The 18,329-nt window shown below is 68.6% G+C and carries 16 protein-coding genes; 5 read left to right on the top strand and 11 right to left on the bottom strand.

Annotated features, from left to right (window positions below; all coding sequences use genetic code 11):
* Nucleotides 1-37: 37 nt before the first annotated feature.
* From BXA03_RS18775 to BXA03_RS18760, 4 genes are all read right to left on the bottom strand, one after another.
* On the bottom strand, nucleotides 38-1,024 hold the full coding sequence (locus tag BXA03_RS18775; protein ID WP_076510663.1) for a Bug family tripartite tricarboxylate transporter substrate binding protein: 987 nt from the start codon (nucleotides 1,022-1,024) through the stop codon (nucleotides 38-40).
* 78 nt (nucleotides 1,025-1,102) lie between these two features.
* Nucleotides 1,103-2,251 (bottom strand): mandelate racemase/muconate lactonizing enzyme family protein, encoded by a 1,149-nt coding sequence (locus tag BXA03_RS18770; RefSeq protein ID WP_076510661.1) that lies wholly within the window; start codon nucleotides 2,249-2,251, stop codon nucleotides 1,103-1,105.
* Nucleotides 2,252-2,290: 39 nt separating this feature from the next.
* Complete coding sequence (locus BXA03_RS18765; RefSeq protein WP_076510659.1) at nucleotides 2,291-3,286, bottom strand: NAD(P)-dependent oxidoreductase; 996 nt, start codon at nucleotides 3,284-3,286, stop codon at nucleotides 2,291-2,293.
* A 126-nt stretch (nucleotides 3,287-3,412) separates the two neighbouring features.
* On the bottom strand, nucleotides 3,413-4,261 hold the full coding sequence (locus BXA03_RS18760) for a FadR/GntR family transcriptional regulator (RefSeq protein WP_076510658.1): 849 nt from the start codon (nucleotides 4,259-4,261) through the stop codon (nucleotides 3,413-3,415).
* Nucleotides 4,262-4,398: 137 nt separating this feature from the next.
* On the opposite strand from BXA03_RS18760, the gene BXA03_RS18755 reads away from it, so the two are divergent.
* The 3 genes from BXA03_RS18755 to BXA03_RS18745 are packed head-to-tail and all read left to right on the top strand — an operon-like array spanning nucleotide 4,399 to nucleotide 7,790.
* Nucleotides 4,399-5,370, top strand: a complete 972-nt coding sequence (locus BXA03_RS18755) for a 2-hydroxyacid dehydrogenase (RefSeq protein WP_076510655.1) — start codon at nucleotides 4,399-4,401, stop codon at nucleotides 5,368-5,370.
* 24 nt (nucleotides 5,371-5,394) lie between these two features.
* The gene (locus tag BXA03_RS18750; protein ID WP_076510653.1) at nucleotides 5,395-6,861 is read left to right on the top strand and encodes an NAD-dependent succinate-semialdehyde dehydrogenase; all 1,467 of its coding nucleotides are present in this window, start codon (nucleotides 5,395-5,397) and stop codon (nucleotides 6,859-6,861) included.
* 38 nt (nucleotides 6,862-6,899) lie between these two features.
* On the top strand, nucleotides 6,900-7,790 hold the full coding sequence (locus tag BXA03_RS18745) for an NAD(P)-dependent oxidoreductase (protein WP_076510651.1): 891 nt from the start codon (nucleotides 6,900-6,902) through the stop codon (nucleotides 7,788-7,790).
* Nucleotides 7,791-7,882: 92 nt separating this feature from the next.
* Here BXA03_RS18745 and BXA03_RS18740 read toward each other — a convergent pair whose 3' ends face one another.
* From BXA03_RS18740 to BXA03_RS18715, 6 genes are all read right to left on the bottom strand, one after another.
* Entirely contained in the window at nucleotides 7,883-9,394 is a 1,512-nt protein-coding gene (locus tag BXA03_RS18740; RefSeq protein ID WP_076510649.1) for a tripartite tricarboxylate transporter permease, read from the bottom strand.
* Nucleotides 9,395-9,431: 37 nt separating this feature from the next.
* Nucleotides 9,432-9,917 (bottom strand): tripartite tricarboxylate transporter TctB family protein, encoded by a 486-nt coding sequence (locus BXA03_RS18735; RefSeq protein WP_076510647.1) that lies wholly within the window; start codon nucleotides 9,915-9,917, stop codon nucleotides 9,432-9,434.
* A 188-nt stretch (nucleotides 9,918-10,105) separates the two neighbouring features.
* Nucleotides 10,106-11,482: a sensor histidine kinase gene (locus BXA03_RS18730; RefSeq protein ID WP_076510645.1), complete on the bottom strand. Its 1,377-nt coding sequence runs from the start codon at nucleotides 11,480-11,482 to the stop codon at nucleotides 10,106-10,108.
* Nucleotides 11,482-12,198 (bottom strand): response regulator transcription factor, encoded by a 717-nt coding sequence (locus tag BXA03_RS18725; protein WP_143476366.1) that lies wholly within the window; start codon nucleotides 12,196-12,198, stop codon nucleotides 11,482-11,484. Before BXA03_RS18725 ends, BXA03_RS18730 begins: the two co-directional genes overlap by 1 nt.
* The gene (recJ, locus tag BXA03_RS18720) at nucleotides 12,195-13,946 is read right to left on the bottom strand and encodes a single-stranded-DNA-specific exonuclease RecJ (RefSeq protein ID WP_076510643.1); all 1,752 of its coding nucleotides are present in this window, start codon (nucleotides 13,944-13,946) and stop codon (nucleotides 12,195-12,197) included. Before recJ ends, BXA03_RS18725 begins: the two co-directional genes overlap by 4 nt.
* On the bottom strand, nucleotides 13,943-14,878 hold the full coding sequence (locus tag BXA03_RS18715) for a hypothetical protein (protein ID WP_234983742.1): 936 nt from the start codon (nucleotides 14,876-14,878) through the stop codon (nucleotides 13,943-13,945). The genes recJ and BXA03_RS18715 overlap by 4 nt, the downstream gene beginning before the upstream one ends.
* A 147-nt stretch (nucleotides 14,879-15,025) precedes the next feature.
* Between BXA03_RS18715 and BXA03_RS18710 the strand changes: the two genes are divergently transcribed.
* Both BXA03_RS18710 and lolD read left to right on the top strand, forming a co-directional pair.
* Entirely contained in the window at nucleotides 15,026-16,282 is a 1,257-nt protein-coding gene (locus BXA03_RS18710) for a lipoprotein-releasing ABC transporter permease subunit (RefSeq protein ID WP_076510639.1), read from the top strand.
* Nucleotides 16,275-16,952 (top strand): lipoprotein-releasing ABC transporter ATP-binding protein LolD, encoded by a 678-nt coding sequence (gene lolD, locus BXA03_RS18705; RefSeq protein WP_076510637.1) that lies wholly within the window; start codon nucleotides 16,275-16,277, stop codon nucleotides 16,950-16,952. The genes BXA03_RS18710 and lolD overlap by 8 nt, the downstream gene beginning before the upstream one ends.
* Nucleotides 16,953-17,068: 116 nt before the next feature.
* On the opposite strand, the gene BXA03_RS26610 is transcribed toward lolD, so the two are convergent.
* Nucleotides 17,069-18,208, bottom strand: a complete 1,140-nt coding sequence (locus BXA03_RS26610; RefSeq protein ID WP_234983741.1) for a hypothetical protein — start codon at nucleotides 18,206-18,208, stop codon at nucleotides 17,069-17,071.
* Nucleotides 18,209-18,329: the final 121 nt, after the last annotated feature.

The raw sequence follows: 18,329 nt of genomic DNA, 5'->3' as shown, positions 1-18,329 counted from the left end.
GCCAGCACGTTTCGTGCACGCCTGCCCGCCCGTGTGCTCACTCCAGCTTGACGCCGGCGTCAGTCACCACCTTGGTCCACTTGGGAATCTCCTTGGCCAGCAGCTCGCCGAAGGCCTCGGGCGTGCTGGCGACCACCTCGACGCCCTGGTCGCGGAACAGCTTGACCACTTCCGGGTCCTTCAGGACGGCCACGATGTCGCGGTTGGCGCGCTCGACGATGGGTTTGGGCACGCCCGCCGGCATCTGCATGCCGAACCACACGATCACCTCGTAGCCGGGCACGCCGGCCTCCTGCACCGTGGGCACCTCGGGCAGCAGCGCCGCGCGGCTGGCGCCGGTCACGCCGATGGGCTTGAGCTTGCCGGCCTTGATCTGCTGCATCAGGTTGGGCATGTTGTCGAACAGCACGTCGATCTCGCCGCCCAGCATGGCCATCACGGCCGGCGCGCTGCCCTTGTAGGGCACGTGGGTCATCTTGGTGCCCGTCATGCTCATGAAGAGCTCCATCGACAGATGGTTGGACGAGCCCGAGCCGGTGGAGCCGTAGTTGAGCTTGCCGGGGTTCTTCTTGGCGGAGGCGATGAGTTCGCGCACGTTGGTCACGCCCTGCAGGTCGGGCCGCACGACCAGCGCGTTCTGCGTGAAGCCGGCCCACACCAGCGGCTGGAAGTCGGCCGTGGCGTTGTAGGGCAGCTTGTTGCCATACAGCGCGGGCAGGGCCGAGAAGGGCAGGGGCGTGATGAGGATGGTGTAGCCGTCGGCCGGCGACTTGGCGGCCAGGTTGTTGCCCAGCACGGTGTTGCCGCCGGGGCGGTTGTCCACCATCACCGACTGCTTCCAGGTGCGGTTGAGGCGGTCGCTCACGGTGCGCGCGAGCGTGTCGTTGAAGCCGCCCGGCGTGTACGGCACGATGATCCGCGTGGGCTTGCTCGGGTAGTCGTCATTGGCCCAGGCGCGGCCCACGGCCAGGGTCAGGGGGGCCGCGGCCATGGCCCGCAGCAGTTGGCGCTTGTCGAATTGCATGGCTTGTCTCCGTTGTTCGTCGTCGTTGTCGTGGTGCCGGTTGTGCACCGGCGGGCGTGGTGATGGCTGCGGTGGGGGTCAGAACTTCACGACATAGCCCGGGCCATCGACCATGGGGTACTTGTCGAAGATCGACTCGTCCACCTCGATGCCGATGCCGTGGCCACGCGGCGGCTCGACGCAGCCGTCGTCGCCGATCTGGAAGGTGCTGCCGAACATGTCGCGGAAGGGGTTGAAGTGCGACACGCAGGCCTCGAAGTAGCCGGCGTTCTCGGTGGCTGCCAGGAAGTGCAGCGTGGCCGCATGGTTGAGCCCGGTGGCCGAGCTGTGGGCATGCAGCGGAATGCGGTAGGCCGAGGCCATGGCCGCGATGCGCACGCCCTCGGTGATGCCGCCGCTCTTCGACAGGTCGGGCTGCCACACCTGCACGGCGCGCGCGTCGAGCATCTGGCCGAACTCGAAGCGGGTGAAGTGGTTCTCGCCGGCCGCAATGGGCACCAGCGGCGAGATCTTGGCGGCTTCGCGGTACGAGGCGAAGTCGTTGCAGGCGAAAGGCTCCTCCAGCCAGCCCGCCTGGATCTCGGCCAGCACGGGCATCACGCGACGCACGTCGGCAATGGTGTAGGCGGTGTTGGCATCGGTGAGGATGTCGATGTCGTCGCCGAGCACCGCTCGCACCTTGCGCAGGCGCGCGACGTCGTTCTTGACGGTGTCGCCGATGCGCAGCTTGACGGCCTTGTAGCCCTGCGCCACATAGGACTGGGCTTCTTCGGCCAGCGATTCCGGGCTCTGGTAGCCCAGCGCGATGCCGCCCGCGTAGGCGGGAATGCGGCGGTGCGAGCCGCCCAGCAACTCGTACAGCGGCATCTTGGCGGCCTTGCCGCGGATGTCCCACAGCGCCATGTCGATGCCCGACAGCGCGAGGCAAGTGCCGGCGCCCAGGCCGTGGCTGGACAGCTGCATGCGGTGCACCCGCTGCCAGGCGCCCACCACGTCGGTGGCGTTCATGCCCACCAGCAGCGGCTGCAGCGTGTTGTGGATCAGGCTCACGATGGCGCCTGGGCTGCGGCCCGGATGCGCCTCGCCATAGCCGGTGATGCCTTCCGAGGTCTCCACGCGCACGATGATGCAGTCGCGCTTGAGCGTGCTGCCGATGCCCATCGTCACGGTCTTGCCCTCGGGCAGCCGGTACGACAGTGGAATGGCGGTGATGCGGGTGATCTTCATGGCGTGTCTCCTGTTCTTGGGGGTGTGGGTGGATGCGCTTCAGCGGTCGGCCTGGGGCCCGGTGCCGAAGACCTCGGGGTTGACGATGTTGGGCGGCTGCTCGCCACGCAGCAGCACGGCGGCCAGCGTGTCCACGGCCATGAGGCCCATGGCCCGCTCGGCCTCCTGCGTGATGCCGGCCAGGTGCGGCGTGAGCATCACGCGCGGGTGCTGGCGCAGGCCGCTCTCGGCGGGCAGTGGCTGGGTCTCGAAGACGTCGAGCACGGCGCCGCCGAGGGGCCCGTGGGCCAGCGCCTGCACCAGGTCTTCCTCGCGCACGACAGGGCCGCGGCCGACGTTGACCAGCACGGCGCCGGGCCTGGCGTGCGACAGCACTTCGGCATCGACCATGCCGCGCGTCTGCGGCGTGAGTGGGCAGGCGACGACCACGAAGTCGCTGGCGGCAAAGAGCGCCGGCAGTTGCAAGGCGGTCATGCCTGCCGGCACCTTGGCGGGCGTGCCGGTGCACACCGCCACGGCCATGCCGAAGCCCTGCTGCGCGATGGCGGCGATGCGCTGGCCGATGGCGCCGAAGCCGATCAGGCCCAGCGTGCGGCCTCGCAGTTCAAAGGTGCGGGCGCCGGCCTGGGCCCGCACCGCCCAGTCGCCCGCGCGCACGCTGGCGTCGAAGTCGGCCAGTTGCCGGGCGTGCGCGAGCAGGGCGGCGAACACGTACTCGGCCACGGCATTGGCATTGACGGCCGGCGTATTGCCGACAGGAATGCCGCGTGCCGTGGCCCGCTCGACGGGAATGAAGTCCAGCCCCACGCCCTGGCGCATCACGCAGCGCAGGCGGTCGGCGCCGTCGAACAGGTCGGCCGGCAGCAGCCGACGCACGACGATGCCGTCGAAGCGGCCGATGGAATCGCGCAGCCAGGCGTCGCTGGCGTCGCGCACCACGCCGTCGGGGATCTGCTCGGTTTGCGCCCATTGCGACACAGCCGCGAGGGCATCGGGATGGAGCGGATCGGTCAGCAGGACGCGGGGTGGGCTCATGGCGATGAGGTGGGGGTTGCGGTGCGGGCCGAGTGCCTGCAGGGTCCGTGGAGTCGACCAGGATCAGGCTGCGCGCCAAAGTTGTGTGATGAATCTATCAGACAACTTTGTTCGGGGAAACGGTGTTTACCTTGGTTTTGCCGGCATGCCGGCCCTGGCTTGCGAGGGTGTTGCCGCCTCGCCCAGCTTGGCACGCGCCACGCGGCGTGCGGCGGCCCGGCTGTCGCCGGTCCAGAAGTCCTGGCCCGCCTGCTCGATGCGACCCGCCGTGTTGTGCATGTGCATGAAGGCGGCGGTGCGGGCCGCCGCGGCGTCGCGTGCCTTGATGGCGGCGCAGATGGCTTCGTGCTCGGCCTGCACCTGTGCGGCCAGGTCGGTGCGCCGCGCCTCGTTGGAGCGCGTGAGGCGGATCGCGTCATGCAACGCCCGCGTGAGCATGCCCAGCAGTTCGGTGTAGTGGGTGTTGTGGGCCGCGCGCGAGATCGCGATGTGGAAGGCCAGGTCTTCCTCCACGCCGTCGCGGCCTTCCTTCTCGGCCCGGGCGATGGCGCGCAGCGCCTGCTGGATCTGCGTCATCTCGGCGCCGGTGCGGCGCTCGGCGGCCAGGGCTGCCATCTCGGCCTCGATGCCGCGGCGCAGCTCCAGGATGCGCAGCACGCCATGCGCGGGCGACTCGGCGTCGTTGCCGCTGCCCTGGCCCAGGCGGAAGGCATCGGCGGCCTTGGGGTCGCGCACCACCGTGCCGCTGCCCTGGCGCGTTTCCACCAGCCCTTCGGACTTGAGGCGCGAGATGGCTTCGCGGATCACCGTGCGGCTCACGCCGTACTGCTGGGTCATGGCCAGCTCGGTGGGCAGGCGCGTGTTGGCGGGGTAGATGCGGGCGCGGATGTCGGCTGCGATCAGGCCGGTCACCCGGTCGGCCAGCGTGCCTTCGGCAGCGCGGGAGGTCGCATCGTCTTGGATCGGGAAGGCCATGATGAGGGCGGGCAGGTCGGGGGCCGAAGAATAGCACCGGCGCTTCGTGCTTGACAGAAGTGATGTGACGTATTTGTAATACAACTTGAGCGTGAAACGGCGACGGCCGGCTCAACGAAGAACCCAGAGAGACAGTCATGAACCTTCCCGATCGGCCCCGGGCCTTTCTTTGCCGACGCTTCACCCCCGCCGTCGAGGCGGCACTGGCCGAGCGCTTCGAGCTGGTCGTCAACGAGGACGATTCGATCCTGTCCGCCGCACAGATCGCGGCGCGTGCGCAGGGCTGCCACCTGCTCTTCGTCACGGCCACCGAGCCGGTGACGGCCGAGGTCATCGCCGCGCTGGTGCCCTCGCTCGCCGCGGTGGCCACGCTGTCGGTGGGCCACGACCACATCGACCTGGCCGCCGCCCGCGCCCACGGCGTGCAGGTGCTGCACACGCCGGACGTGCTCAGCGATGCCTGCGCCGAGATCGCGCTGATGCTGCTGCTCAATGCCTGCCGCCGCGGCTTCGAGGCCGACCGGCTGGTGCGCAGCGGCGCCTGGCAGGGCTGGGCGCCCACCCAGCTGCTGGGCATGGGGCTGGTCGGGCGGCGGCTGGGAATCTTCGGCATGGGCCGCATCGGCCGCGCCATCGCCGAACGCGCGCGGGCCTTCGGCCTGGCCATCCACTATCACAACCGCTCGCGTCTCGCGCCTGAGCTGGAGGCGGGCGCCACCTATCACCCGACGCTGGAAGGCATGCTCCGGGACATCGACATCCTCATGATCGCCGCCCCGGGTTCGCCGGCGCTCAAGGGCGTCTTCGATGCCGAACGGCTGGCACGCCTGCCGGCGGGCTCGGTGGTGGTCAACATCTCCCGCGGCGATCTGGTCGATGACGAGGCGCTGATCGATGCACTGCGCCGCGGCCACATCCGTGGCGCCGGGCTCGACGTGTTCGCCAACGAGCCCCACGTCCACCCCGGCTACCGCGGCCTCGACAACGTCTTCCTTTCGCCGCACATCGGCAGCGCCACATACGAGACGCGCGATGCCATGGGCTGGCTGCTCATCGACGGCATCGAGGCACTGCGTGCCGGCCGTACGCCCGACAACCTTCTGCGCTGACACCTTTCATTCCAAGCACGCACCATGAAGCTCCAACACACCGAACTCTTTCGCCAGCAATGCTTCGTCGGCGGCCGCTGGGTCGACGCCACCGACGGCGCCACGCTGACGGTCACCAACCCCGCGGATGACAGCGTGCTTGGCACGGTGCCGCGACTCGGCGCCGCCGACGTTCGCGCGGCCATCGATGCCGCCAACCAGGCGCTGCCGGCGTGGCGCGAGACCAGTGCCAAGGAGCGCTCGCGCCTGATGCGGCGCTGGTTCGACCTGTGCATGGCGCACCAGGACGACCTGGCGATGATCCTCACGCTGGAGCAGGGCAAACCGCTGGCCGAGGCCAAGGGCGAGATCGCCTACGGCTCCAGCTTCATCGAATGGTTTGCCGAAGAGGCCAAGCGCGTCTATGGCGACGTGATACCGGCCGCCAGCATGGATCGGCGCATCGTGGTGCTCAAGCAGCCCGTGGGCGTGGTGGCGGCCATCACGCCGTGGAACTTTCCCAACGCGATGATCACGCGCAAGGCCGGCGCCGCGCTGGCGGCCGGCTGCACCATCGTCATCAAGCCTGCGTCGGCCACGCCGTATTCGGCGCTGGCCCTGGCGCAACTGGCCCTGGAGGCGGGCATTCCGGCCGGCGTGCTCAACGTGGTCACCGGCTCGGCCTCGACCGTGGGCGGCGAGCTCACGGCCAACCCGGTGGTGCGCAAGCTCTCCTTCACCGGCTCCACCGAGGTGGGCAAGACCTTGATGGCGCAGTGCGCGGGCACCGTCAAGAAGGTATCGATGGAGCTGGGCGGCAATGCGCCCTTCATCGTCTTCGACGACGCGGACCTGGACGCCGCGGTGGCTGGCGTGATGGCCTCCAAGTTCCGCAACGCGGGGCAGACCTGCGTGTGCGCCAACCGCATCTTCGTGCAGTCGGGCATCTATGAGCGTTTCACCGCGCTGCTGCGCAAGACGGTGGAGGCGCAGGTGGTCGGCAATGGCCTGACGCCCGGCGTCCAGCTGGGCCCGCTGATCGACGACGCGGCGGTGGCCAAGGTGCGTGAGCACATCGACGATGCGGTGACCCTGGGCGCGAGCATCGTCACGGGCGGCAAGCCGCATCCACTGGGCGGGCGCTTCTTCACGCCCACCATCCTGGCCGAGGTGTCGCCGAAGTCCCGGCTGATGCAGGAAGAGACCTTCGGTCCGGTGGCGCCGCTGATCCGCTTCGAGACCGAGGACGAGGCCGTGACCATGGCCAACGACACGCCCTTCGGCCTCGCGGCCTACTTCTACACACAGGACTACGCCCGCGCCTGGCGCGTCGCCGAGGCGCTGGAGGTGGGCATCGTCGGCCTGAACGAAGGCCTGATCTCCACCGAGCTGGCGCCTTTCGGCGGCATCAAGGAATCGGGCGTGGGCCGAGAAGGCTCCAAGTACGGCGTGGATGACTACGTCGAGATCAAGTACGTGTGCGCCGGCGGCCTGGGCCGGCCCCTGCGCTGAGCGCGACACATTCCACCGAAAGACGAAGGAGACATCCGATGAGCAACCAGAAGATCGGCCTGATCGGTGTGGGCCTGATGGGCCACGGCATCGCCACCAACATCGTGCGTCATGGCCATTCGCTGGCCGTGCTGGAGCATCCGGGCAACCAGCCGCTGGACTCCCTGAAGGCAGCAGGCGTGCGCACCTTCGGCAGCGCACAGGCGCTCGCGGCCGAGGTCGACGTGCTGCTGTTGTGCGTCACCGGTTCGCCACAGGTGGAGGCCGTGCTGCTCGGCGAGGGCGGCGTGCTGCAGGGCCTGCGGCCCGGCGGCATCGTCATCGACTGTTCCACCGCCATCCCGTCTTCCACCGAGCGTCTGGCCGGCGTGGTGGCCGAAGCCGGCGGGCGCTTCATGGACGCTGCCATGACCCGCACACCGAAGGAGGCCGCCGAAGGCCGGCTCAACCTGCTGGTGGGTGCGGAGACCGCGCTGTTCGAAGAATGCCGCCCGCTGCTGGCGTGCTTTGCCGAGAACATCACGCACTGCGGTCCCGTGGGCGCCGGCCACCGCATGAAGCTGCTGCACAACTACGTGTCGCTGGGCTCGGTGGCGCTGATCGCCGAGGCCGCGGCATGCGCGCAACGTGCGGGTGTGGCGGCAGAGGTGTTCGTCGATGTGCTCGCCAAGGGCGGCGGCGGCGGCACGGCGCTGGAGCGGCTGCGGCCCTTCCTGCTGGCGCATGACCCGAGCGGGCTGCGCTTCAGCATGGCCAACGCGTTCAAGGACCTGGGCTACTACACCACCATGGCCCGCGACAGCGGGGCGGCCGGCACCATCGCCGAAGGCGTTCGCCAGACGCTGGCGACGGCGGTGGAAGAGGGCGATCCGCAGGCCCTGCTGCCGCAACTGGTGGCATGGCTGGCGCAGCAGGGCGCGGCCGGCTGAGCGGGGCGGGCTCCCAAAGCAGAAAGGGCGCCGCAGGGCGTCCTTCTTCGTTGCGCATCCACCGTGCGGCTTGGCCGCACGGTGGCGCTGCGTCATTCCTCGACGAACGCCTCTTCCCGCTTGGCCTTCACCGACGGCAGCAGCACGATCACCAGCAGCAGGGCCGCGGCCACGAGCAGGAAGGCCGAGATGGGCCGCGTGACGAGCACGCTCCATTCGCCTCGCGACAGCAGCAGCGCGCGTCGGAGGTTCTCTTCCATCATCGGCCCCAGGATGAAGCCCAGCAGCAGCGGCGCGGGCTCGCACTTGAGCTTGAGGAAGGCGTAGCCCACGATGCCGAAGATCGCCACCATCCACACGTCGAAGGTGTTGTTGTTCTCCGAGTACACGCCCACCGCGCAGAACAGCACGATGGCCGGGAAGAGCCATTTGTACGGGATGGTCAGCAGCTTGATCCACACGCCGATCAGCGGCAGGTTCAGGATGATCAGCATCAGGTTGCCGATCCACATCGAGGCGATCAGGCCCCAGAACAGCTCGGGGTTGCTGGTCATCACCTGCGGGCCCGGCTGGATGTTGTGGATGGTCATCGCGCCCACCATCAGCGCCATCACCGGGTTGGGCGGAATGCCCAGGGTCAGCAGCGGGATGAAGGAGGTCTGCGCACCGGCGTTGTTGGCCGATTCGGGACCGGCCACGCCGCGGATGTTGCCCTTGCCGAAAGGCACCTCGCCAGGGGCGCGGCGGATCTTCTTCTCCAGCGTGTACGACGCGAAGGACGACAGCAGCGCGCCACCGCCGGGCAGGATGCCCAGTGCAGAGCCCAGCGCCGTGCCGCGCAGCACCGCCGGCGTCATGCGCTTGAAGTCGGCGGCCGTGGGCCACAGGCCCTTGACCTTGGCCGTGAACACCTCTCGCTGCTCGGCCGGCTGCGACAGGTTGCCGATGATTTCGCCGTAGCCGAACACGCCCATGGCGATGGCGATGAAGCCGATGCCGTCGGTCAGTTCCGGAATGTCGAAGCTGTAGCGGGCCACGCCCGAGTTCACGTCCGTGCCCACGAGGCCCAGGGCCAGGCCCAGCAGGATCATGGTGATGGCCTTGAGCAGCGAGCCCGAGGCCAGCACCACGGCGCCGATCAGGCCCAGCACCATCAGGCTGAAGTACTCGGCCGGTCCGAACTTGAAGGCCAGCTCGGTCAGCGGCGGCGCGAAGGCGGCCAGGATGATGGTGCCCACGCAGCCCGCAAAGAAGGAGCCCAGGCCCGCAGCGGCGAGCGCCGGTCCGGCCCGTCCCTGCCTGGCCATCTGGTAGCCGTCGATCACCGTGACCACCGACGAGGACTCGCCGGGCAGGTTGACCAGGATGGCCGTGGTGGAGCCGCCGTATTGCGCGCCGTAGTAGATGCCCGCCAGCATGATCAGCGCCGACACCGGTGGCAGCGCATAGGTGGCCGGCAGCAGCATGGCGATGGTGGCGACGGGGCCGATGCCCGGCAGCACCCCGATCAGCGTGCCCAGCAGGCAGCCGACGAAGGCGTAGACGAGGTTCTGGAAGGTGAAGGCGACGCCGAAGCCGATCGCCAGGTTATTGAAGAGATCCATGAGGCCCGTGTTCTTGTATGTCTCTGGAGAAAGGGGATCAGGCGATGAACGTGGGCCAGACCGGGAACTGCAGCTTGAGTGCGACCACGAAGGCGAGGTAGCTGCCCACCGCCAGGATGGTGGCCAGCACCAGCGAGGACTTCACGCTGAAGTGGTCGCCCGCCAGGTTGGCGATGAAGGTGAGCGCATAGATGGCCACGATCAGCCCCATGGGTGGCAGCCCGATGCTGGGCAGGCCGCCCAGCAGCACGCCGAAGGCCAGGTTGGCACTGATGATGAAGATGAGCGGCCGCCAGGCGATGCGGCCGATGGGCTCGCCGTCTTCCGTGTCCACCGTCATCGCCTTGAGCGTGATCAGCGTGCCCATGATGGCGATGAGCACGCCGACGATGAGCGGAAAGTAGCCTGGGCCCATGCGGGCGCCGTCGCCCACCGTGTACGAGGTGGCGCCCCAGGCGAACGCCACGCCGAAGGCGCAGAACAGCGCGCCCGAAAAGAAATCTCTCTGACTCTTGATCTTCACCCTGCAGGTCTCCTTGATCGTTGATGAGCAATCCGCGCGCGGCGGAGGGCCCGCCACAGAAGGGCGGGAAAGCGCGGGCGATCGTAGGAAAGGGGGCGTGCGCCGTGGGTTACGGAAACATTGCCATTCGGCAATGTGGGCGCGGGAACAAGGGCGGCTTGCTGGGCCGCTTGCGCGTCAGATGCGGATCAGTTGTGTGACGGCGATCCGATTGGCAGCACCATCCGCATCCGCAATCCCGGCTCCGCCCCTTCGGCCACCAGCCGGCCGCCATGCAGGGCGGCGACGGCGCGCACGTTGGCCAGGCCCAGGCCGTGGCCGGGCAGCTCTGGCGTGAGGCGGGTGAATCGCTCGCCGAGGCGGGCCAGGTCGGCCTCAGACACGCCGGGGCCGTCGTCCTGCACCTCGACGATGGCCTGGCCGGCGGCCATCGTCGTGCCGATGCGCACGGTGCAGCCGGGGCCGCCGTACTTCAGCGCGTTGTCCACCAGGTTGGCGATGGCACCGGCCAGCAGGTCGCGGTCGCCGTCCACCCTGGCTTCGTCCGCGGGCTCGCGCACGAGGTGCGCGCCCTGGTTCTCGGCGACGGCTTCGTACAGCTCCAGCACGTCGTCGGCGATGGTGTGCAGGGCCACGGGCGCGAAGGCGCGGCGGCGCGCACCGGCCTCGGCCTCGGCGATCTGCAGCAGCTTCTGGAAGACGGTGCCCAGGTCCTGCAGCTCGTGCACGGCGCGGTCGATGGCCTCGCGACGCGCGGCATCGTCCACGCCTGGGGCCTGCGCGGCCTGCAGGCCGAGCAACGCGCGGGTGAGCGGCGTGCGCAGCTCGTGGGCGATGGTGTTGGAGACATGGCGCACGCCTTCCATCAGCGACTCGATGCGGTCGAGCATGGCGTTGATGTCCTGGCCCAGGCGCGCGAATTCGTCGTCGCCCGTGGTCATGTCCACCCGCTCGGCCAGATGGCCTTCCTCGGCGATGCGGCCCGCCGTGCGGCGCACTCGGCCCACGGCCTGCTCCAGTTCCTGGCGGAACACGAAGACGCCACCCACCAGCAGCAGCAGCGCGATCAGGCCGGCCGCGGCACTGGCGCTGACGACCAGCGATTCGAGCGCGTCCTGGTCGCTCAGGTCGTGCCCGACGACCAGCAGCGCGTCGCCGGGCAGCCGGCGCACGGCCAGGTAGCCGGTGTTGGCGGTGCCGCCCCGCTGCGCGCGCTGCTGCCCATCGCGGCCACCGGTGGCGTCGGCCGGCGGCGCATCCAGGTTGCCGGCCAGGCGTGTGCCGTCTGGCTGCCACACGCCGAAGAGCTCGGTGTCGGATTGCCGGCCGTCGTCCAGCGCGCGGCCGATGGCGGCGGCCACGGCCTCCAGGCCCTGCTGCTCGGCGCGTGCCTGCATCTGCGTGGTGGTGACACCCACCTGCCGCGCGATGCGCTGGTGCAGCACGCCCACGGTCTGCAGGTAGACGATGGCCAGCGCCGCCATCATGGTGATGGCCACGAGCACGGCGTACTGGAAGGCGAGCCGGAAGCCGACCGAGGCCCACAGGCGGCGCCAGGCGCCCATCAGGCCGGCGCCTCGCCGGGCTCCGGCGCGGCCAGTCGATAGCCCACGCCGCGCTCGGTGTGGATCAAGGGCGGACCGCCGGCACCGTCGAGCTTGGTGCGCAGGCGGCTGATCTGCACGTCGATCACATTGGTCTGCGGATCGAACTGGTAGTCCCACACGGCTTCGAGCAGCATGGTGCGGGTCATGACCTGGCCGGCGTTGAGCATCAGGCAGGCCAGCAGCCGGAACTCGCGCGGCTGCAGCGCCACCGGCTTGCCACCGCGCTCGGCCTTGCGCGTGCCCAGGTCCAGCCGCAGGTCGGCGACCTGCAGCACGCGCTGCTCGGGGCCGGGCCGGGCGCGCCGCACCAGCGCCTCGGCGCGCGCCGCCAGCTCGGAGAAGGCGAAGGGCTTGGCCAGGTAGTCGTCGCCGCCGGCCTTGAGGCCGCGCACCCGTTCGTCGAGCGCGCTCAGGGCACTGAGCACCAGCACCGGCGTGCGCAGGCCCAGGTTGCGCAGCGTGCCCAGGATGGCCAACCCATCGATGCCGTTGGGCAGCATGCGGTCGAGGATGACGAGGTCCCAGGCCTCGCCCGTGGCGCGGGCCAGTGCATCGGCGCCGTCGCGGCTGATGGCGACCGTGTGGCCCATGCGGCGCAGGCCGTCGGCGATGTAGCGGGCGTTGGCCTCGTCGTCCTCGACGAGCAGGCAGCGCCAGGGCAGGGTCTCGCTCATCCCGGCAACTCGGCGCCTTCGACCATCAGCCGCAGCCGGCGCACGCCCTGCCATTCATCGGCATCGAGCCGGAAGGCCAGGCGCACGCGGGGCGGCAGCGGCTCGGTCTGGCCGAACCAGATGCCGTCCACCGGCTGGCCGGCCAGGCGCAGCTTGAGCGACAGATGCTTCTCGCCCACCAGCCGCTGCGAGACCACCTCGACCTCGTCGCTGAAGGTGGGCGGCGCAAAGCCCTGGCCCCACACCTCGCGGTGCAGCGTGTCGACCAGCTCCACGCGCAGGTATTCGCGGTCGATGGGGCCGTCGGTCTCCAGCCGGCGCGTGAGGGTGGCGGCGTCCAGCCATTCGGCCGCGACCTGGGCCAGCGCCCGCTCGAACACCGCGAACTGCTCGCGCGCGATGGTGCAGCCGGCCGCCATGGCATGGCCGCCGAAGCGCAGCAGCACGCCCGGGTGGCGCTTGGCCACCAGGTCGAGCGCATCGCGCAGGTGGAAGCCGGGAATCGAGCGGCCCGAGCCCTTGAGCTCGTGCGACTTGCCCTCGGCGCCGCTGGCCGCGAAGACGAACACCGGCCGGTGGTGGCGGTCCTTCAGGCGCGAGGCCACGATGCCCACCACGCCTTCATGGAACTCGGGGTCGAACACGCTGATGGCCGCGGGCATGCCGGCCGCGGGCCGGTCCTGGCCCTCCACGGCCTGCTGCATGCCGAACAGCGATTCGGCGAGGCGGATGGCCTGCTCGCGCATGCCGCCTTCGATGTCGCGGCGCTCGCGGTTGATGCCGTCGAGCAGCTTGGCCAGCTCGTCGGCGCGGCCGGGGTCGTCGGTCAGCAGGCATTCGATGCCCAGCGTCATGTCGGCCAGTCGGCCGGCGGCGTTGATGCGCGGGCCCAGGGCAAAGCCGAAGTCGAAGGTGGTCGCCACCTCGGGCTTGCGGCCGGCGGCGCGAAAGAGGGCGGCCATGCCCGGCGGCATGGCACCGGCGCGGATGCGGCGCAGGCCCTGCGCCACCAGGCGGCGGTTGTTGGCGTCCAGCCGCACCACGTCGGCCACGGTGCCCAGCGCCACCAGCGGCAGCAAGGCATCGAGCTTGGGCTGATGGGCACCCGGGGCGTTCCAGGCGCCGCGCGCACGCAGCTCGGCGCGCAGGGCCAGCAGCACATAGAACATGACGCCCACGCCGGCGATGCTCTTGCTGGCGAAGTCGCAGCCCGGCTGGTTGGGATTGACCAGCACGTCGGCGGTCGGCAACTCGGCGCCGGGCAGGTGGTGGTCGGTCACCAGCACCGCGAGGCCCAGCTCGCGCGCACGGGCCACGCCTTCGACGCTGGCGATGCCGTTGTCCACCGTCAGCAGCAGCTCGGCGCCGGTGGCGGCCACGCGCTCGGCGATGGGCGGCGTCAGGCCATAGCCGTCGGTCACGCGGTCGGGTACCAGGTACTGCACGTGGCGGGCGCCCAGCAGACGCAGGCCGCGCAGGGCCACGGCGCAGGCGGTGGCGCCGTCGCAGTCGTAGTCGGCCACCACGCAGATGCGGTGGTCGGCAGAGATGGCATCGGCCAGCAGCCGGGCGGCGGCATCGGCGCCGCGCAGGCCGGCTGGGGGCAGCAGGCGGGCCAGGCCGTCGTCCAGCTCGTCGGCCGAGGCCACGCCGCGGGCGGCATACAGGCGCGCCAGCAGCGGATGCAGGCCGGCCTGTTGCAGCGCCCAGGCGGTGCGGGGCGGCACGTCGCGGGGAATGATCTTCACAGCGACTCCAGCACGGCGGTGATGTCGGGCGTGCGCTGCAGCCAGCGCTGCAGCAGGCCGCGCTGGCCCTGGTAGCGGCGCGCCGTGCGGTCGCCGCACAGGGTCAGCGTCACGGGCTCGCCGGCCCGGCTGCGTGCCAGCCATTGCGCGATGGGGCCGGCGTCGAGCGCGGCCCAGGCGGCGGCCCAGGCCTCGCCATGGTCGTCCAGCGCGGCGGGGCGGAGGCGCTCGTCCACGGCGGGCTCGGCCGCCTGCGGGTGCACGGCCGGCGCGCGGCCGGTGCCGCTGAACCACAGCGAGTTGATCAGCAGCTGCCGCCGGTCGCCACGCGCGTCGTTCACCGGGTGGTTGTAGAGCAGCATCTGCATCTCGTTCTGCAGCCGCCGCAGCGTGCGGGCGCCATCGGCCATGGGCAGCCAGGCGTCCAGCGGCTGGCCGATGGCGCGGTCCAGCGAGGCCGTGGGGAGCGCGTCGAAGACCGGGCCGCTGGCCAGCCAGGTGCCCGGTGCGTCGGTGGCGAAGAGATGGATCTCGTCCTCTTCGAAAAAGGGCCGCACGGCAGCCAGCAAGGCCTGCGACTCGGCAGGCTGCACGCCCAGGTGCGACGGATCGATCAGCACCACCTCGCTCATGCCGGCCTGCCAGTGGCACAGCGTGACCCAGGCCCAGGCCTGATCGGCGGCGCCCGGCAGGCCGGCCCGACGGGCGGACAGCGCGGCCCAGGGCAGCGCGCCGTCGTCGGCGGGGGGCAGGCCCAGCGCGGCGGCCCGGGCGCGTTCGTGCGGGGGGGTGAGGCTGTGCTCGTCCTGCACATCGGCCGCGGCCTCGGGCAGGCGGGCCAGCAAGGCCGCCAGGTTGGGCAGCTTCAGGCCGGGCAGGGCGGCCTGGCAGGCAGGCGTGCTGCGGCCGGCGAAGGGGACGATGAGGTGCAAGGGGAAGGAGGAAGCGGGATGCGCGTCGGCGGAAGGCGACATGCGCCGTATTGTCGCGTCCGACGCGGGGGCTCGTGGCAGGGTGCCACAATGCCCGGCCCGGCTTCCCGGGGGCTTCCGGCGCCATGCGGCGCTGTCTACGCATCCATGGCTCTTCCCTACGAACTGCAGCTGGGCTGGCGCTACACACGCGCTGGCCGGGCGACCCGCCGCAACGGCTTCATCTCCTTCATCTCGGGCGTTTCGATGGCGGGCATCGCGCTGGGCGTGGCCGCGCTGATCATCGTGCTGTCGGTGATGAACGGCTTCCAGAAGGAGGTGCGCGACCGCATGCTGGGCGTGGTCTCGCACATCGAGATCTTCTCGCGCGACGGCCAGGCGCTGCAGGATCTGCAGCCCATCATGGACGCCGCCCGCAAGAACCCCGAAGTGATCGGCGCCGCCCCCTTCATCGCCAGCCAGGCGCTGGTCGCCCGCGGCGAGGACATGAAGGGCGCACTCGTGCGCGGCATCGAGCCCAAGCTTGAGCCCGAGGTGACCGACTTCTCCAGCACCGCGCAGAAGGGCGCGCTCGACCGGCTGGTGCCGGGGCAGTTCGGCATCGTGCTGGGCGCCGAGCTGGCGCGCCAGCTCTATGTGCGCGACGGCGACCAGGTCACGTTGATCGCCCCCGGCGGCCAGGTCACGCCGGCCGGCGTGGTGCCGCGACTCAAGCAGTTCACGGTGGTGGGCACCTTCGATTCGGGCCACTACGAGTACGACTCGGCGCTGGCCATGATCCACGAGCAGGACGCCGCCAGGGTCTTCCGCCTCGAAGGACCCACGGGCATCCGCCTCAAGCTCAAGGACCTGAACCAGGCCCGCGACGTGGCCGACGAACTGGCCAAGACGCTGCCGGGGCAGTTCCTCATCCGCGACTGGACGCGCCAGAACAAGACCTGGTTCTCGGCCGTGCAGGTCGAGAAACGCATGATGTTCATCATCCTCACGCTGATCGTGGCCGTGGCCGCCTTCAACCTGGTGAGCACACTGGTGATGACCGTGACCGACAAGCGCGCCGACATCGCCATCCTGCGCACGCTGGGCGCGAGCCCGAAAAGCATCATGGGCATCTTCGTGGTGCAGGGCGCCATGGTGGGCGTGATCGGCACCTTCGCCGGCCTGGGGCTGGGCCTGCTGGTGGCCTACAACATCGACATCATCGTGCCGGCCATCGAGCGGCTGCTGCACACGCACTTTTTGCCGCAGGACATCTACCTCATCAGCCGCATGCCAAGCGACCCGCAGCGCAGCGACATCATGCCCATCGCCATCATCTCGCTGGTGCTGGCCTTCGTGGCCACGCTCTACCCCAGCTGGCGCGCCAGCCGCGTGAACCCCGCGGAGGCACTGCGCTATGAATGACGTCGTGCTCAAGGCGCGCGGCCTGACCAAGCGCTTCCACGAAGGCCGTATCGACCTCACCGTGCTGCACGGCGTGGACCTGGACGTGCGGGCCGGCGAGACCATGGCCATCGTCGGCGCCTCCGGCTCTGGCAAGAGCACGCTGCTGCACCTGCTGGGCGGGCTGGATTCGCCCAGCAGCGGCACGGTGGAGCTCAAGGGTCAGCCCATGGGCCGCCTGGACGCCGCGGCGCAAGGCCGGCTGCGCAACCAGTACCTGGGCTTCGTCTACCAGTTCCACCACCTGCTGCCCGAGTTCAGCGCGCTGGACAACGTGGCCATGCCGCTCAAGATCCGCCGCGAAACGCCGGAGAAGGCCGCAGCGGCCGCACAGGCCACGCTGACCGCGGTGGGCCTGGGCCAGCGCCTGTCGCACCGGCCGGCCGAGCTGTCCGGCGGCGAACGCCAGCGCGTGGCCATCGCCCGCGCCCTGGTCACCCAGCCCGCCTGCGTGCTGGCCGACGAGCCCACCGGCAACCTGGACCGCAGCACGGCCGACACCGTGTTCGCGCTGATGCTCGAACTGGCCCGCGAGCGCGGCACGGCGTTCGTGATGGTGACGCATGACGAAACGCTGGCGGCGCGGTGTGACCGCGTGCTGCGGCTGGTGCAGGGGCGGTTGGCGGACTGAGGGCGGCCAGCGCGGGAATGCGGCGCCGTCGCAGGGGTCTTGCCGCAGAGCTTTACGCTGGCCCCGCACCGGGCGGAGCGGTTCAGTTGTTACCTGATACCGTGGGCATCGATGGACTAATCCGAATTAGGATTTTTGTTCAGAAATGGAGCCAGTTTGTTATCGATGAAGTGACTCGGTCTCCACCCTTTCAGAACTTTTTCAACGATAAATGCATCGGCAAACCCAACGGCCAAGCCTAGTTGGGAATCGAATGCATCGGCCGCTTGGCCTATTAAGTATCTGATCACTTTGGCTTTACCCGTCTGGATCCAATGTTCAGTCGATATCGATTTGAAATACTCTTGAACTAGTCCTTCGTCTGGATTGGCAGAGTGGATCCACTCTCGGAACTTTTTTGACTTATCAAGTAAACTCAGGAATGATTCAAATGACTGTTGACCACTGTCGATTACTTCGGCAATTGTAGGCATTCCGGTGTGCACAATCTCGCGAAACGAGTCAATTTCATCTTGGTTCTTGCGTAAACGGTTTAGTATTTCCTGATACCTCAACAGAATTACCGCAGAAGAAATTCCGGACGTCGTAAAGTCACTCCCGTAATGTGCAGCAAGGGTCATGTCCGTTACGGCCTCTAAAAAGGCTGTCAAAAGATGTGCAGTTGTCACATCTTGGGGTGAAGGAGAAATTGCTCGCAGTTCATAATTTATCCGGTTTAGATCAATTTGATGAAAGACATGGTGTCCAAATTCACCTGGAAAAACTTGAACTTTAAAATCGCTAGCCAAATCGTGGCCGCCAGGCATGATATTGACAATCGAGCGCAGACTAGCTGACAAGAAAGCTTCATCTGCAAAATAACTCCGCGACATTTTAGCCATGCCGCCGCGAACAAAGTGGTCACTTTCAAGCCGCCTCACCGGCACCCATCTCAAGAAGTGCTGGGCAAAATTTCGTGCTTCTATAGCAGTCATCCCGGCACGCGCCAAGTCTAGTGATAAGCGTTCCTCGGAACTTTTTATTGGACCTGCCTCCTGCGTACTCGTAAGCAGCATTGCTCCAAAGTCATGAAACTCAATTCCGGCAGCCTTGCGAGTGACAGTGCCGAGGAGCTCTTCAAGATAGACGGCAGAAACATCTGGACGTTTCAAAAGTGTGATCAAAATCGGTCCCAACTTTAATGCTAGCTGGGTAGCGGTAAGACGATCAAACACTATGTGCGTTTTTTTATAGAAGAGCATTGCTTCGGCGAGCATGCCCGCGGATATAGGAGCACCTAGTTCATTTTTCCGGAGAACGACAGATTCAAACATGGCGTGTTCAAAAAGCGACCAGCAACGGCCTATCAATATGGTCGCATGACTTAGATGGCCGTCA

It is taken from the genome of Pseudacidovorax sp. RU35E (assembly GCF_900156165.1).
In the GTDB taxonomy this organism is placed as follows: Bacteria; Pseudomonadota; Gammaproteobacteria; order Burkholderiales; family Burkholderiaceae_C; genus Xenophilus.
This window is presented reverse-complemented; position numbering and strand designations above follow the sequence as displayed.

What these genes read in the sequence shown, in the direction of transcription:
- BXA03_RS18770 (WP_076510661.1), bottom strand. Translation starts at nt 2,251, where the DNA reads ATGAAGATCACCCGCATCACCGCCATTCCACTGTCGTACCGGCTGCCC.
- BXA03_RS18760 (WP_076510658.1), bottom strand. Translation starts at nt 4,261, where the DNA reads ATGGCCTTCCCGATCCAAGACGATGCGACCTCCCGCGCTGCCGAAGGC.
- BXA03_RS18725 (WP_143476366.1), bottom strand. Translation starts at nt 12,198, where the DNA reads ATGAGCGAGACCCTGCCCTGGCGCTGCCTGCTCGTCGAGGACGACGAG.
- BXA03_RS18765 (WP_076510659.1), bottom strand. Translation starts at nt 3,286, where the DNA reads ATGAGCCCACCCCGCGTCCTGCTGACCGATCCGCTCCATCCCGATGCC.
- BXA03_RS18730 (WP_076510645.1), bottom strand. Translation starts at nt 11,482, where the DNA reads ATGGGCGCCTGGCGCCGCCTGTGGGCCTCGGTCGGCTTCCGGCTCGCC.
- BXA03_RS26610 (WP_234983741.1), bottom strand. Translation starts at nt 18,208, where the DNA reads ATGCTCGCCGAAGCAATGCTCTTCTATAAAAAAACGCACATAGTGTTT.
- BXA03_RS18755 (WP_076510655.1), top strand. Translation starts at nt 4,399, where the DNA reads ATGAACCTTCCCGATCGGCCCCGGGCCTTTCTTTGCCGACGCTTCACC.
- lolD (WP_076510637.1), top strand. Translation starts at nt 16,275, where the DNA reads ATGAATGACGTCGTGCTCAAGGCGCGCGGCCTGACCAAGCGCTTCCAC.
- BXA03_RS18745 (WP_076510651.1), top strand. Translation starts at nt 6,900, where the DNA reads ATGAGCAACCAGAAGATCGGCCTGATCGGTGTGGGCCTGATGGGCCAC.
- BXA03_RS18710 (WP_076510639.1), top strand. Translation starts at nt 15,026, where the DNA reads ATGGCTCTTCCCTACGAACTGCAGCTGGGCTGGCGCTACACACGCGCT.
- BXA03_RS18750 (WP_076510653.1), top strand. Translation starts at nt 5,395, where the DNA reads ATGAAGCTCCAACACACCGAACTCTTTCGCCAGCAATGCTTCGTCGGC.
- BXA03_RS18775 (WP_076510663.1), bottom strand. Translation starts at nt 1,024, where the DNA reads ATGCAATTCGACAAGCGCCAACTGCTGCGGGCCATGGCCGCGGCCCCC.
- BXA03_RS18740 (WP_076510649.1), bottom strand. Translation starts at nt 9,394, where the DNA reads ATGGATCTCTTCAATAACCTGGCGATCGGCTTCGGCGTCGCCTTCACC.